The organism is Nonomuraea sp. NPDC047529 (genome assembly GCF_040642995.1).
Taxonomy (GTDB): domain Bacteria; phylum Actinomycetota; class Actinomycetes; order Streptosporangiales; family Streptosporangiaceae; genus Nonomuraea.
Genome location: NZ_JBEYTJ010000045.1, coordinates 39,433 through 54,241 on the forward strand (window position 1 = coordinate 39,433; position 14,809 = coordinate 54,241).

Below are 14,809 nucleotides of genomic sequence, written 5' to 3' on the forward strand. Positions count from 1 at the left end.
TCTTTCGCCCGGAAGGTTACGTCTATCTAGGCAAGGATCGCCCAATGGGCGATGCTGTAGCGGGTGAGCTTTGCGGCCGTCCGCCCGGCGGGGACACAGGAGGAAGGTGTGCACAAGAGTCCAGAGGAAGGCGGCGAGGGCTCGTTCGACCTCTCTGAGGCGTCACTACGAGACATCGCGGCCCTCTCGGACGACGACCCGTCCGTCTTCGCGGAGGCGGTCAAGAGGGCGATCGCCCAGAGTGGATTCCTCCCTGGGTTCAATCAATCCATATGACCCGTTTTGTTCGCCGACTGCGTTTGGGAGGCGACCGCCATGCAGGACACCGTCCGCGTCCCGCGCGGTGGGTCGCGCCATTTCCACTCTCTCGGCCACCCTAAAATCGCCTCGTACGCCGAACCGGGCGCCGCCCGCCGGATTCGAATGAGGCCATCGGGATGACCATCAGCATGATGTCCCATGATGTCGATAGGCATCCATATGTTGGCGGTCGTCCCTTTCGTGCGGATGAGGCCAGTCAATTCTTCGGGCGGGACGAGGTGGCGGCCGAGCTCTCCCGGCATTGGGCGCGGCATCGCGTCACCGTCCTCGCCGGGGCGTCGGGGGTGGGGAAGACCTCGCTGATCAACGCGAGGATCGTGTCCGCCGCCGTGCCCGTCGGGAGCCCGCTGAGCGCACCTCCGCTCCCGCTCGGCGCCGTACCCGAGCACAATCCCTACGCGCTGGCGCTGCTGTCCACGTGGTCCCCGGCCGTGCCGCCGCATCGGCTCGTGGGCCTGTCGATCTACGAGTTCCTGCGCGGGAACGCCGTGCGGTCCGTGGTCGTCGACCGGGTTGAGCAGGTGTTCGAGGGGCCGCCGCAGCTGAGCGCCCACCGCGACGACTTCCTCGCCCAGATGCGCGAGGTCATCGAGGAGATGCCGGATCTGCGGATGCTGGTGTCCATCCGCGAGGAGCGTCTCGGTGATCTGGAGAGCGCGCTGGGGCCTCTGGAGCCGTACCGGCTGGGGCCGCTGACGGAGCGGCAGGCGCTGGAGGCCGTGGAGGGCCCGATCCGGGGCAGCGGGCGGTGGTTCGCCGAAGGCGCGGCCGAGGAGATCGTCTCCCGCACGGGAGGGCCGGGCGGGGTCGATCCGGTGCTGCTCCAGGCGGCGTGTTCGGACCTGTGGGCGTCGTTGCCCGCCGACACGCCGGGCATCACCGTCCAGGACGTGCGCACCCGGCCGGGCGTCGAGCGGTCGCTCACGCTGTTGTGCGGGCGGGCGATCAGGGAGGTCGCCAGGGACCACAACGTGTCGGCCCTGCGGCTGACCTCGGCGTTGCAGCGCGCCTTCGCACCCGGGCGCACCGGCGGGATCACGCGCGAGGAGCTCTCCGCCGCGGTGCTCCGGGCCCTGGAGGACGAACATGTGCTCAAAGGCGGCACGGCGTACCGGCTGCGGCACGAGCTGCTGGCCGCCCCCCTGATGCGGGTGGACGTGCCCGAGCTCCAGACCGGCGAGATCACCCCAGAGCGGTATCTGGAGTCGGCCGAGTCCGCGCTGTCCAGGCTCGATCTCACCGCCGCCGAACGCCTGGCCAACGCCGCCCTGGCCACCGCCGAGGAGGACGACCTGTCGATCCGGGCCGTGGCCGAGTCGCGGCTCGGCGACGTCGCGCACCTGCGCCGCCATCCCGCCCAGGCCGTCGACCACTACCGCACGGCGGCCGCGCTGTTCGAGGCCGTGCAGGAGAACTCGGCCGTGGCCCGGCTGCTGGCGGCCATCGGGCGTTCGCTGCTGGCCAAGGGCAAGGACGCCGAGGCCGTGGAGACCATGCGGTCGGCCGTCGACCGCACGCCGGCCGACTCCGCCCTGCAGACCGAGCTGGGCCGCGTCCTGTGGCTGGTCGGCCAGGCACGCGCCGGGGTGACGGTGCTCACGGACGTCCTCAACGCCGACTCCCGGGCCCCCGAGGCCCTGCGCACGCGCGGGGAGATGCTCGCCGACCTCGGCCAGCCCGAGGCGGCGCTGCGCGACCTGAACCAGGTCGGGCGCCATCTGCGCCCGGAGGGCCGCGCCGCCCGCGCGCTCGCACTCAGCACCATGGGGCGGCCCGGCGAGGCCGAGGAGGACGTGCAGGCCGCGCTGTCCGCCGGCTCGGGCAACGGGCCCGCCCTCCTGTACGCCGCCCGGGTCCGCGAGCTGGGCGGCAACCGCACCGGCGCCGCCGACCTCGCCCGGCTCTCGCTGGCCGCCACCGCGCCGGCGCTGGCGCCCCACCAGCACCAGGCGGCGCTTCAGCTCCTGGGCGGCGGGTCCAGCGCCTTCTGATCCGACGGTTCCCGGTCCGACGTCGCCCGGTTGAAGGCCTCCCAGCTCGCGTCCAGCTCCTCGAAGGCCAGCGGCCCGACCATCTCCCCCTTCAGGAACTGGCCCTCGACGTCGTAGGTCAGCTTCGTCGCCTGGGCGGCGCGGCTGGCCTGTTCGTAGGTGGCGTCGGCGAGCCTGCGGGCGGCGGTGGCGGCCGGGCCGGGGGAGAGCACGGCGACGCGGGCGGCGAGGTCGCCGAGCAGGGCCGCCTGGGTCTCGATGGCGGCCAGCCGCTGGTTCATGTCCTCCCAGGGGCGGTGGGCGGCGACCTCGATCTGCAGCCGGAGCTTCCGGGCGCCGCCCAGCAGGTTGGCGCAGGCTTCGTCGCGCTGCTGTTCCCGCTGCTCCTCGCGGCGGCGGCGGGCCTCCCGCTCCTCCTTGCGGGCGGCGGCGCGGTTGGTCAGGGTGACGCCGCCCAGGGCGCTGAGGGCGCCGATCACGCCACCGAGTGCGGAGACGACGGCCGGGAGAAGCGTGGCATCGGGCATGCCTCGATTCTGGCCGCTCCCCCTCACCGCCGCGCGGCCTCGGAAGCCGCCGCACCCACCTGGCGGCCCCTTCAGAAGGCGGGGAAGGCCCAGCCCGAGGGGTGGAAGGGCGCGCGCTCGCCGCGGAAGGCGAGCGAGGCGGCGATGACCGCGCCGGGGCGCAGTTCCTCGACCCGGCCGGTGGCGGCCAGGGACGACAGGGTGGTGCCGCCCAGATAGGCCGCGCCGAGTTCGGCGGAGGTCAGCCGCAGGTCGGGCCGGGCCTCGGTGCGTTCGCAGGTGACGGAGTCGCCGTCGGCCCGCAGGTGGTGGCGTCCGGCGTTCCACGGGCAGAACGGGTCCTGGACCTCCAGGACGAGGTCCAGCGGGGTCGAGTAGCGGCGTGCCGTCAGAGCCCGGTCGACGTCCACCAGGCGGACCCAGAGGTTGTCGATCAAGGCGGTGCGGGCGGCGCGCGGGTCGGTCAGCAGGTGCTTCAGCGGTTCGTCGACGGCGCCGTCGTAGGTGAGGCCGGAGTGCGCGTCGAGGTCGATCAGGTAGCGCCACAGGGCGGCGTAGGACTGCCTGGTGGTGGCCGCGACCTCGATGACCTGCACCAGCGCCTGCCTGGAGCGGTAGAGGACGTAGCCGGTGACCTCGCCGCCGGGCTCGGCGTGGACGGCGAAGCGCAGCTCCGTCCCGCCGTCGCGGACGCGTTCGCCGTCCGCCAGGCGCGCCTGCCAGAACTTCTCCGTGCGGTCCACCCAGCCGACCGCGCCGCGGCGGACGGTGTCGTAGACCTTCTCCAGCAGCGGGCGGGCCTCCTGGCGGCCGAGCAGACGGATCCTCCCGTCACCGAGGTCCGTGCCGGGCCGCAGGGCCATGAGCCTCTTGTCCGCCTGGATCTCGGCGACGTGGCTGGCGATGCCGTACCCGAACCGGCCGTAGATGGTGGCCTCGGCGGCGTTGAGCGCGGTGATCGGTTCACCGCCCGACTCGTGCAGGTCGGTGAGCTGCTTGCGCATCATCGCGGTGAGGATGCCGCGGCGCCGGTGCGTGGGCAGGACCGCGACGAGCGTGATGCCGGCGACGGGGACGGCCGCGCCGGGGATCGTCATGACGCGGCCGTAGATCGACGCGCCGCCGACGATCTCCTCGCCGTCGAAGGCCGCGATCGTGCGTTCGGGCTCGATGGAGACGGCGGCGTTCCGGAGGCCGCCCTCGCGCCAGTTCTGGCCGTACGTCGTGGTGATCATGCGGGCCCAGGTGTCGAGCTCGTGGGCGGCGATGGTCCGCAGCGGGTAGGTGGCTGTCATGTTTCGAGGGTGGCCGGGTAAACAGGCGCCGCATATCGGGTGATCCAGGTATTTATATGCTGGCGCGGTGGTGGCGGAGCGTGTGGTCAGCCCGGTGTTCGTCGGCCGGGGCGAGGAGCTGGCGGCCCTGGTGGCGGCCCTGGACACCGCCGTCGAGCAGGGGCCCGCGGTGGCGCTGGTGGCCGGGGAGGCCGGGATCGGCAAGTCGCGGCTGCTCGCCGAGTTCGCGCGGTCGCTGGGCCCGGGGGCGCGGGTGGTCGAGGGCGCCTGCGCCGAGCTGGGCAGCGACGGCCTGCTGTACGCGCCGTTCGTGACGGTGCTGCGCCGGCTCATCCGCGTCGAGGGGGTGCTGCCCGGGCCGTACCGGCAGCTGGCCCGCTGGTTCCCCGAGCTGGGGGAGGCCGGTGAGGCGGAGGGCGGCAAGCACCGGCTGTACGAGGAGGTCCTGACGCTGGTCGAGCGGGCGGCCGCGGACCAGCCGGTCGTCCTCGCAGTCGAGGACCTGCACTGGGCCGACGCCGCCACCCGCGAGCTGCTCGGCTTCCTGGCCAGGAACCTGACCCGGCCCGGCGTGCTCCTGCTGATCACCTAACGGCCGCACGAGACCGCCGACGGGCCGCTGCTGTCCGAGCTCGCCCGCCGCCCGCGCGCCACCGCGTTGCGGCTGGACCGCCTGGACCGGCAGGACGTGGGCCGCCAGCTGGCCGCCATCCTCGGCGCCGAACCGGACGCCGACGCCGTGCTCCGCGTCCACGAACGCAGCGACGGCAATCCGCTGTTCGTCGAGGCGCTCGCGCGCGCCGGCGAGCGCACCCCGGACAGCCTGCGCGACCTGCTGCTGCACGGCCCGCGTTCACTGCCGGGCCCGGCCCGTGAGCTGCTGCGCCTGGCCTCGGTGGCGGGCGGGCGGGTCGCCCACCGGCTGCTGGCGGAGGTCGCCGGGCAGGACGGGACCGAGCTGGACGCCCTGCTGCGCGAGCTCGTGGACCGCAGCCTGATCGTCACGGCAGGGGACGGCTACGACTTCCGCCATGCGCTGATCCGGCACGCCGTCTACGAGGATCTGCTGCCCGGCGAGCGGGCACGCCTGCACGCGCGTTACGCCGAGGCCCTGCGCGACGGCAACGCCCACGCCGAGCTGGCCGCGCACGCCTACGCCGCCGGTGACCGCAGGCTGGCGCTGTCCGCCGCCTACCTGGCCGCGGGGCAGGCGCGCAGGTCCTACGCCTACCAGGAACAGGTCCGCATGCTCGACCAGGTCCTCGAACTGTGGGACCCGCGGGCGCGGCTGGGCGTCGACCGGGTCGGCGTCCTGACCGACGCGGCCGAGGCCGCCATGCTCAGCGGCGAGTACGCCCGCGGCATCGACCACGCCACCGCGGGACTGGCCGCCGTGGACGAACGGCGCGAACCCGAGCGGGCCGCCCGCCTCCTGGAGCTTCGGGGCAGGCTGTCGCACCGGCTGAACGCGACCGGCGTCTCCGACTGGGAACGCGCCCTGGACCTGCTGGCCGCCGCACCCGGTGGCGTCCAGCGGGGGCGGCTGCTCGGGGTGCTGGCCATGGGCCTGCTGCCCGAGGTGGACAGGGCGCGCGACCTGTTCGTGGAGGCGCTCGGCATCGGCCGGCGTACCGGCGACGCGACGGTCACCGTCCGCGGGCTGCTGGGGGTCGGGTCCATGACGCGCGACCTCGGGATGCTGGCCGAGGCCCGTACGCTGGCCGAGCGGCTGGACAGCCCCGACCTGCTCATGACCGTCCCCATGTACGAGGCCACGCTGCACACCAAGGCCGGCGACCAGCATCGTGCCGTCGAGGCGGCCGGCGACGGCATCCGCCACGCCCGCCGGTACGGGCTGGGCCGCAGCCGCGGCGCCGAACTCGCCCGCCACGCCGCGCACGGCCTGATCCTGGCCGGGCGGTGGGACGAGGCGTCCGCCCTGCTGGCGGAGAGCCTCCAGCAGGATCCGCCGCCGCTGTCGCGCCAGGCCCTGCGCGTCCTGGCCGGGCACCTGGCGCTGCTGCGCGGGGACCTGGCCGCCGCCGCCGACGCCGCCGCGGCGGTCGAGCACGCGGGGAGCGGCAGCCTGTTCTCCCGCCACCAGTTGTTCTGCCTGCTCGCCGTCGCCCAGGGCGACCCGGAACGGGCCGACCTGCTGCTGGGCCGGGCGCTGGCCGACCCGGCGCTCACCCGGGTCTACAGCAGCGACGCCCGGCCGGTCCTGGTCGCCGGCGCCCTGGTGCAGCGGGCCCGGCTCGACCGCGGCGCGCCCGGCGAGCGGGTCGCGGCCTGGCAGGCCGAACTCGTCGCCGTCGATGATCGGCTCGGCGTGGAGGGGCCGTTCGACCGAGGCTGGCAGGTGATGTTGCGCGCGCTGGTCGAGGACGACGGCTGGGACGGCGCGGCGGCCGCCTGGCGGGAACTGCGGCAGCCGTACGAGCTGGCGCTGAGCCTGTTCCACGGCGCGCGGGCCGCGCTGGCGGCGGGCGACCGGCCCGGCGGAACGGCCCTTCTCAGGGAGGCCGGGCGGCTGGCCGAGGACCTGGGGGCCGCGCCGCTCGCCCGCGAGATCGCCCTGCTCGGACGGCCCAGGCCGGCCCGGGACGGGCTCACCGAGCGCGAACGCGACGTGCTCACCCTGATCGCCGAGGGGCTGAGCAACCGGCAGATCGCCGCCCGGCTGCACATTTCGCCGAGTACGGCGGGTGTGCACGTCTCCCACATCCTGGCGAAACTGGGCGCGACCACCCGCACGGAGGCGGCGGCCATCGCCTTCCGCGACGGGCTGACGGGGTCCTCCCCGGACCGGTGAGCCGGTCGCCCGCCGCAGGTCGTCGTCATGGCGAAGCACCCGGGTCGGAGCCTTGCCGCCGGACCCGCGCCGGGGCCCGGTCGGCTGCTCCTCCGTGCCGCCCGCCGTCGGCGGGGGCGCAGGGTCAGGTCAGGGTGTCCTCGACCTTGATCTGGCCGCCTTGGACGACCCACCTCTGGTTGGGGTGGTCGAGGCAGGTCCAGAGGCGGACGTTGGTGTTGTTGGCGCGGCTGTTGGTGGCGTCGAGGCAGACTTCGCGTCCGGTGCCGATGGTGTCCTCGACCTTGATGTGGCCGTTCTGGATGACCCACTTCTGGTTGGGGTGGTTGAGACAGGTCCAGAGGCGGACGTTGGTGTTGTTGGCGCGGCTGTTGGTGGCGTCGAGGCAGACTTCGCGTCCGGTGCCGATGGTGTCCTCGACCTTGATGTGGCCGTTCTGGATGACCCACTTCTGGTTGGGGTGGTCGAGGCAGGTCCACAGGCGGACGACGGTGTTGTCGGCGCGGCTGTTGGTGGCGTCGAGGCACACGGGTGGGCCGGCCTGGGCGGCGTGAGCCGTGGAGGCGGCGGCCGGGGCGACGGCCACGGCCACCACGGCGACTGCGGACGTGGCCAGAAGGCGGGCGAGGGGACTGACGGGCATGGGGACTCCTCCACGTTTGCGGGCCGGTAGTGCATACACAAAGTAGGCGTGCGATTACCTAGAGTGGCCTATCGAGAAGGTGACGCCTTCCTGGCCCGTTGAGGCGGCGACGTCAGGAGAACCAGCTGCCGCCGAGCTCCTGGATGGTCCTGCTGCCCTTGGGGACGAGCAGCGCCTCGCTCAGTACGTTGTTGACGCTCTTGGCGTCGTTGAGCAGCGCGAAGAGGAAGAACATGCCGCCGTCCGCCGATCGGAAGCCGAAGACGGAGCCGTGGCCGGCGAAACCGACGTACATCCCCTTGTTGACCCGGGGGAACGCCTGGCGGCTGTAGCTGTTCCTGGCCAGGCGGTAGCCGGAGTCGCCTTCCTTCTTCTTCTCGCCGTTCCAGAAGTTCCGGTACTCCTCGGCCACGGCGCCCGCCACGGCGTCGTCCATGTCGGTGACGTACCCGTCGGCGTCGAGCAGCGGCCTGGGCATCCGCTGCCCCCAGTGCAGCGGCGTCACGACGGCCAGCCTGAAGGACTGCCCGGGGGAGCGGAAGAACGCGAGCACGTGCGGGCGGCTGTGGCCCTTGGTGTCCTGGTAGGTGGCCTGCGCGATGAACCAGTCACCGGCCGAGGGCTGCCGCTCCGGTCTGGGCAGGTAGATCACCGGGGTGCCGGCCGGGTTGATCGGCTTGTGGGCCGGCCGCCATCCGAGGTCCTCCCGGCTGCGTTCGAGCACGCCCTCGTACAGGGCGCCCTCCATGAACAGCGCGTCGAGCCGGGCGTTCGACCGCCACCACTTGCGCTTCCCGAGCGTCGCGTTGTACGTGCCCAGCCACGTCCGCAGCGCCTGGCGGGCCTGGGGGACGGTGAGGGCGGCCCTGGTCGCGGAGGGGGTGGGGCTGCCGCTCACGGAAGGGGCGGCGCTCGGCGTCGGGGCCGGTGAGGCGGCGGGCGGCGGCGTGGGGGCGGGCCGGAGTGGCAGTCCGGGGATCGCGCCGCAGCCGGCCAGGCTCAGGACGAGAGCCGCGATCAGCGGTATTGCGCGCACCGAGAATTTCCCCAAGACAGTGCAAAGACACGATAAAGAGAACATATCGGAAATACCGGGCAGGACGTTCGGGGCCGCCCGGGTCAAGGTCCGGCGGGAGGTGTCCGGTGTCGTAATCGCGACATGGCGGACAAACGGCACGTCCGACACCTGGCGCGCCGGACACCCCGTCACCCACTCTCGTGTGCACTAGTTGTTGCTACGAGAGGTTTCACCCCCATGCACTGGTCCGCCCATGTGACGGTGGCAGGAGTCACCACCGCAGCCCTGCTGAGCTCCCCGTTATCCGCGCCCGAGCCCGCCGGCGGGAGCGTCCACCGCGTCACGCTGATCACCGGGGACGTGGTGACCGTCAGGGAGGCCGAGGCGGGCCGGCGCGCGGTCGAGGTGAAGCCCGGGCCGGGCCGGGAACGCATGGCGTTCAGCACCACCGAGGAGAACGGTGAGCTGCGGGTCCTGCCCAGCGACATCGTCCCCTTCCTGGCGGCCAAGCGGCTGGACCCGAGCCTGTTCTCGGTCACCCGGCTGATCGCCCAGGGGTACGACGACGCGAAGACGGACAAGCTGCCGCTGCTGTTCCTCTACGACGGCTCCGCGCCCAAGACCGCGACCGCGCCCGAGCTGGAGAGCGTCAACGGCCGGGCCGTCGCCGCCGACAAGCGCACGATCGGGCAGTTGTGGAAGTCGCTCGACGAGCCGCGGGCCACCCTGTCGCAGGGCGTGACGAAGATCTGGCTGGACGCCAAGGTCAAGGCCACGCTCGACCACAGCGTGCCGCAGGTGGGCGCGCCGGAGGCGTGGCAGGCCGGGTTCGACGGCAAGGGCGTCAAGGTCGCCGTGCTGGACACCGGCGTCGACGCCACCCACCCCGACCTGGCCGGACGCGTCAAGCAGAGCAAGGTGTTCACCGGCGAGCCGAGCGTCCAGGACGGCAACGGGCACGGCACGCACGTGGCCGCCACCATCGCGGGCGGCGACGGCAGGAAGGGCGTCGCCCCCGGCGCCGAGCTGATGGTCGGCAAGGTGCTCGGCGACGACGGCTCGGGCATGTTGTCCGGCGTCATCGAGGGCATGGAGTGGGCCGCCGCCGAAGGCGCGTCGGTGATCAACATGAGCCTCGGCGGCGGCGCGACCGACGGCACCGACCCGCTCAGCCTCGCCGTCGACACCCTCACCGAGCGCACCGGCGTGCTGTTCGTGGTCGCGGCGGGCAACGACGGCGCGGCCTACTCCATCGGCACGCCCGGCGCGGCGACCTCGGCGCTGACCGTCGGCGCGGTCGACGGCAAGGACGCGCTCGCGGAGTTCTCCAGCCGGGGCCCGCGCCTGGACGACGCGCCCAAGCCCGACCTCACCGCCCCCGGCGTGGCCATCGTCGCGGCCCGCGCGGCGGGCACCAGCATGGGCGAGCCGGTGGACGAGCGTTACACGGCCGCCTCCGGCACCTCGATGGCCACGCCACACGTGGCCGGGGCCGCCGCGATCGTCAAGCAGCGCCACCCCGACTGGACGGCCAGGCAGATCAAGGACGCGCTGGTCGGCTCGGCCAAGCCCATCGCGGGCCAGCCGATCGACGACGCCGGCGCCGGCCGCCTGGACGTGGCCCGCGCGGTGCGCCAGGGCGTGACCGCGACCGGCGTGGTCGACCTCGGCAAGCACCAGCAGGGCGACGGCCCGGCCACGGCCGGGGGCACGATCACGTACACCAACGGCACGGCCGCGCCGGTCACGCTGGAGCTGGCCGCCACCCTCGAAGGGGCCGAGCTCAGCGCCAGGTCCGTGACGGTCGCGGCGGGCGGCACCGCCGACGTCAAGGTCACGGTGAACCTGGCGGCGCTCTCCTTCGGCCGGTACGGCGGGCTGGTCACCGCCACGGCCGCCGCCACCGGGGGCGCGGAGCAGGTGCACACCACGCTGGCGCTGACCTGGAAGGGACCGCAGCACAAGGTCCGCTTCACCGCCATCGACGCCGCGGGCGACCGGACCGGCGCCGACACGCTGTCGATGTTCGGCGCGTCGCAGCTGGACGACGTCTTCACCTGGCTGCCCGAGGACGGGCTGACGGTGGAGGTGTCCGAGGGCACGTACATGACGCAGTCGCTCAACCTGGGCAGCGGCTGGGGCCGGATGCACCCGCGTGACGGCATGGTCGTCATCCCCGAGCTCAAGGTCGACCGCGACCTGGACGTGGTGCTCGACTTCCGCAAGACCACCCCGGTCACCATCAGGACGAAGGAACCCACCGAGCAGGTGGGCATCTACACCTACTTCACCTATCGCGCGTTCGGCTCGCGCAAGATCTCCCAGGGCGTCATGAACTTCGACGTCATCGAGGGGCTCAACGTCTCGCCGACCCAGCCGGTACGTGACGGGTCGTTCGAGTTCGCCTCGCGCTGGCAGCTCGTCGCGCCGAAGCTCACCGCCCGGGTGCCCGGTGCGGAGTCGTTCCCGATGGGGTTCCTGGGCAGGTCGCCGGGCGTGGACGGGCGGCACATGTGGCGGCTCTCCGACGGGGCGGCCGGGTCCAAGGGCAAGGCCGCCGTCATCCGCAGCGAGGACATCGACTGGGCCGACCCGTCCGGGGCCGCGATCAAGGCGGGTGCGGCCGCCGTGGTCCTGGTGCTGTCCCCCGACGACGCGTTCGGGCACGGGTGGCGGCCGCTCGGCGCCGACCTGCCGATCCCGGCGCTGGTGGTCGCGAACGACGACGGGCGGCGGATGCTGGAGCGGATGACGAAGGGCAACGCCAAACTGGAGGTCACCGGGCAGATGGACTCGCCCTACCTCTACGACGTCATGCAGGTCTCCGAGGGGCGCGTGCCGGACAAGATCGTGTATGAGGTGAACGATCGAAATACCGCCCGTGTCGACACGACATATGCCGACAACGGGGGCTTCGCCTGGGCCAAGGAGCAGCGCTTCGGCTGGCGGCCCTGGCAGTCGTACTCGCTCGGCCAGCAGATGGAGACCCAGCGGATCGTCAAGACCCCGCTGCGCCGCACCGAGTACGTCAGCGCCAACGGCTCCTACTGGCAGCACCTCGTCAACCACCAGTACGTCTGGGACGACATGGGCCGGCTGCTCGACGGCATGACCGAGCAGCCGCGCACCTACCAGCCGGGCACGCGGACCGGCGAGAGCTGGCACGCCCCGGTGGTCCGCCCGGCGATCCCCGCCTGGCTCAAGCCCTCCACCCGCGAGGGCGACGCGATGGACATCCGGATCCCCGAGTTCGTGGACTCCTCCGGGCACGTCTCCCGCGCGGGTGTCGACAACGACACCGCGTCGGCCCGGTTCTACCGGGACGGCAAGCTGGTGGCGGAGGGTGACGCCGCCTGGGGCGCGTTCCCCGCCGCGCCGCAGGAGGCCGCCTACCGGCTGGAGCTGTCCACCAGGCGCACCTCGGAGGAGTGGACCACGGCGACCGCGACCGAGACGGCCTGGACGTTCCGCTCCAAGCCGGGCGACGGGGTGCTGCCGCTGCTGCAGATCGACTACGACGTGCGTCCGGAGCGCCCCGGTCTGGTGGGCTTCGCCGTACGGCATCAGGGGGGCGTCAGCGGAGCGCGCGCGAAGGACCTGAAGCTGGAGCTGTCGTACGACGACGGCGCGACGTGGCGGGCGCAGCCGGTGGTCGCGCTCGGCGGCGGACGCTACACCGCGGTCGTCCTGCGTCAGCACCCGTCGCTGCGGGTCACCGCCACCGACTCGGCCGGCAACTCGGTCCGCCAGACGGTGATCAAGGCCTACTGATCGGTCAGAGCCAGTTCTCGCGGGCGGCGTGCCAGGCCAGTTGCATCCGGGTCTGCGCACCCGCCCGCTCCATCAGGTAGGCGATCCTGCGTTGCACCGTACGCTGCGAGATCTTGAGCTGGGTGGCGATCGACTTGTCCGGAACGCCGGCGACCAGCAGCGACAGCAGGTAGAGATGGTCGGCGTCGAGCGGGCTGCCCGGGTTGGTGAGGCTGATCGGCGTGGCCCGCTCCCACAGGCTCTCGAACAGGGCCTTGAGGGCGTCGAGCAGGCTGCTGGGCCTGATCAGCGCGGCGGTGAGCTGGGTCAGGCCGTCGGTGTGCTGGATGAGCGGGAGCACCCCGAGCTCGCCGTCCGCGATGATCATCCGTACCGGCAGGACGGGCAGCGCGCGGGCCTGCTCGCCCAGCGTGATGCCGTCGGCGAGGTTGACCAGCATGCCGGGTTCCTCCAGCAACGCCCCTTCGTAGATGACGCGGAAGCCGACGCCGCGCCGCAGCGCCGCCAGCTCCTCGGTGTTCTCCTGCGAGGTCATCGCCACGTGCCCGGCCCGGCAGAGGCTGAGCACCTCGTGGCGGGCGCCGTCCTGGAGCAGGCGGAGCTGCTCGCGCAGGGCCGTACGGCTGGTGATCACCTCGATGAGCTGCGCCGCCTCGCGGCGCCGCGCGTGCGCGAGATACTCTCCCGTGAGCTGCTCCATGACGTGGCGCGCCCGGTCGATCTCGGCCTGCCGCCGGTGCAGCCGGGCCGCGAGCGCGACGTCGGGCGCGACCGCCGTGAACCGGCCCGGATCTCCCGGCACGGCCCGCGCCAGCCCCTTGGCCAGCAGCGAGCCGAGCGCCTGCCGCGCGACCTCGACCGCCACGCCCAGCTCCTCGGCCAGGGCGTCGGACTCGACCTCGGTGGTCCTGACCAGCAGCCGGTAGGCGGCTTCCTCCTCCGCGCCCAGCCCCGCCGCGCTCAGCATGTGCCGCTCACGACCCGATCCCGATTCACCCGGCCATTGTAGGGAGCAGCCGCCGGCTAGTGGCGGGCTCCTCCCGGCAGGACGACGGCCGCCAGGCCCGGGACGTCGAACAGCGGACGGCGGCCCGAAGGGGAGACGGCCCCCAGCTTCTGCCGCCCACGGGCCTGGTCCTGGGGAACCTGGACGACGGCGAAGCCGCCGTCCACCGGTCCGACCGGGAACTGGCCGGACGGCAGCGGCAGGCGGCCCACCTGCCTGCCCGTGACGTCGAACTCCAGGACCGCGATCCGGTCGCCGGAGTACTCCAGGGTGTAGACGCGCTCGCCGCGCACCTGGACGGTCAACCCGTGGTCCGCGTCGGCGAGCACTCCAGCCCCGGACGTCAGGGTGAGGGCGCGGCCGGTGTCCGCTTGCGTCAGCGTGACGCGTTTGAGTGGCCGCCTGTCGTGACGGGCGACGTCGAGGAGGAGCGGCTCGCCGGAGGGCAGCAGGCCGACCGGCTCCTGCCCGCGCGGCAGGTCGAGCGCGCCGGTGCGGCCGCCGGGGAACTCCAGCGCCTGATACGAACGGACGTCCCCGCTGGCGTGGTACCCGACGATCAGCCGCCGGGAGTCCGCGGACCAGGCCCATGGGCTGTACGCGCTGTCCGCGTCGCCGCCGGTCGGCGGTTCGAGTCTGTGCACCGCGCCGCCCAGCAGGTCCCTGACCTCGTACCCGCCGTCGGCGGGCCGTCCGAGCCAGCGGCCGTCGGGGGAGAGCGTGAGGTTGCCCGGCGGGCTGACGGTCCGCTCGCCCAGCAGGTACTGCCGGCCGTCCGCGAGCAGCAGGAAGGTGGGGCACCGCGACGGGCAGGCGGTGTACACCAAGGCGCCCCGGCCGACCGGGCCGGTGGAGGGCAGCGTCGGCGCCTGGTCGGGCGGCTCGACGGCGTACGCCGGTGACGCCACGATCACCGCGGCGTCCGGCTCGGCGGGGGAACGCGCCTGACAGGCGGCGACCCCGCCGACGATCATCATGAGGGCGGCCGAGGCCCCGCCGAGAGCCCGGTTCATGAGCGCACGCCTCCGCTTCAGACCGCGGCACCCCACAGTGCCAGCCCCAGCAGCAGGACCAGGGCGGCCCTGCCGAACGTGCGGGCCGAGGCCCGCTCCGCCGAGCCGAAGCACAGGCAGGGAGCCGCCTGCTCGCCCATGACCAGGAGATACGTCTGGGCCGCCGTGAACGACAGGCCCAGGCACGTCCCCGCCACGCCCACGACCAGGTCGTCGGCGAGGAAGGAGAAGGCGGCCAGCGCGGCGAGCGCCTCCACGGTCACCACCGTGAAGGCGCCCACCTGGGCGGTCCGTCCATGCAGCCCGAAGGTCGCCAGGCTGCTCCGGAAGGCGCCGAAGTCGCGCGCCTTCCCGAGCACCGCCAGCGCCAGGACGACGCCCAACCCGTAGCGGGCGACGAAGGCGATCACCC

The 14,809-nt window shown here is 73.2% G+C and carries 12 protein-coding genes; 5 read left to right on the plus strand and 7 right to left on the minus strand.

All coding sequences use genetic code 11. The annotated features are described in order from the left end of the window. Window positions 1-63 precede the first annotated feature (63 nt). Both ABZ815_RS44145 and ABZ815_RS44150 read left to right on the plus strand, forming a co-directional pair. Entirely contained in the window at window positions 64-276 is a 213-nt protein-coding gene (locus ABZ815_RS44145; RefSeq protein ID WP_357707661.1) for a hypothetical protein, read from the plus strand. Between the two features lie 176 nt (window positions 277-452). Further along, the gene (locus tag ABZ815_RS44150; protein ID WP_357707706.1) at window positions 453-2,312 is read left to right on the plus strand and encodes a hypothetical protein; all 1,860 of its coding nucleotides are present in this window, start codon (window positions 453-455) and stop codon (window positions 2,310-2,312) included. Here the strand turns inward: ABZ815_RS44150 and ABZ815_RS44155 are convergent. Beyond that, window positions 2,279-2,839, minus strand: a complete 561-nt coding sequence (locus tag ABZ815_RS44155; RefSeq protein WP_357707662.1) for a hypothetical protein — start codon at window positions 2,837-2,839, stop codon at window positions 2,279-2,281. The genes ABZ815_RS44150 and ABZ815_RS44155 overlap by 34 nt on opposite strands. A 71-nt stretch (window positions 2,840-2,910) precedes the next feature. After that, a complete protein-coding gene (locus tag ABZ815_RS44160) occupies window positions 2,911-4,134 on the minus strand; it encodes a GNAT family N-acetyltransferase (RefSeq protein ID WP_357707663.1) in 1,224 nt (407 codons plus the stop codon). A gap of 67 nt (window positions 4,135-4,201) precedes the next feature. Here ABZ815_RS44160 and ABZ815_RS44165 point away from each other — a divergent pair, with 67 nt between their 5' ends. After that, window positions 4,202-4,726: an ATP-binding protein gene (locus ABZ815_RS44165; RefSeq protein WP_357707664.1), complete on the plus strand. Its 525-nt coding sequence runs from the start codon at window positions 4,202-4,204 to the stop codon at window positions 4,724-4,726. 66 nt (window positions 4,727-4,792) lie between these two features. After that, complete coding sequence (locus ABZ815_RS44170) at window positions 4,793-6,946, plus strand: LuxR C-terminal-related transcriptional regulator (RefSeq protein ID WP_357707665.1); 2,154 nt, start codon at window positions 4,793-4,795, stop codon at window positions 6,944-6,946. A gap of 124 nt (window positions 6,947-7,070) precedes the next feature. Here ABZ815_RS44170 and ABZ815_RS44175 read toward each other — a convergent pair whose 3' ends face one another. Together ABZ815_RS44175 and ABZ815_RS44180 are read right to left on the minus strand one after the other, a co-directional pair. Then, a complete protein-coding gene (locus ABZ815_RS44175) occupies window positions 7,071-7,589 on the minus strand; it encodes an RICIN domain-containing protein (RefSeq protein WP_357707667.1) in 519 nt (172 codons plus the stop codon). Window positions 7,590-7,701: 112 nt separating this feature from the next. Beyond that, on the minus strand, window positions 7,702-8,625 hold the full coding sequence (locus tag ABZ815_RS44180) for a hypothetical protein (protein WP_357707668.1): 924 nt from the start codon (window positions 8,623-8,625) through the stop codon (window positions 7,702-7,704). A gap of 219 nt (window positions 8,626-8,844) precedes the next feature. Between ABZ815_RS44180 and ABZ815_RS44185 the strand changes: the two genes are divergently transcribed. Continuing rightward, the gene (locus ABZ815_RS44185; RefSeq protein ID WP_357707670.1) at window positions 8,845-12,378 is read left to right on the plus strand and encodes a S8 family serine peptidase; all 3,534 of its coding nucleotides are present in this window, start codon (window positions 8,845-8,847) and stop codon (window positions 12,376-12,378) included. Window positions 12,379-12,382: 4 nt separating this feature from the next. Here ABZ815_RS44185 and ABZ815_RS44190 read toward each other — a convergent pair whose 3' ends face one another. Genes ABZ815_RS44190 through ABZ815_RS44200 form a run of 3 tightly spaced genes read right to left on the minus strand, consistent with a single transcriptional unit; the run spans window position 12,383 to window position 14,807 of the window. Continuing rightward, window positions 12,383-13,345, minus strand: coding sequence for a helix-turn-helix domain-containing protein (locus tag ABZ815_RS44190; RefSeq protein ID WP_357707671.1), 963 nt, complete (start codon window positions 13,343-13,345; stop codon window positions 12,383-12,385). 56 nt (window positions 13,346-13,401) lie between these two features. Next, window positions 13,402-14,397: a hypothetical protein gene (locus tag ABZ815_RS44195; protein WP_357707672.1), complete on the minus strand. Its 996-nt coding sequence runs from the start codon at window positions 14,395-14,397 to the stop codon at window positions 13,402-13,404. Window positions 14,398-14,414: 17 nt separating this feature from the next. Next, entirely contained in the window at window positions 14,415-14,807 is a 393-nt protein-coding gene (locus ABZ815_RS44200; protein WP_357707673.1) for a MauE/DoxX family redox-associated membrane protein, read from the minus strand. Between the last annotated feature and the right edge of the window lie 2 nt (window positions 14,808-14,809).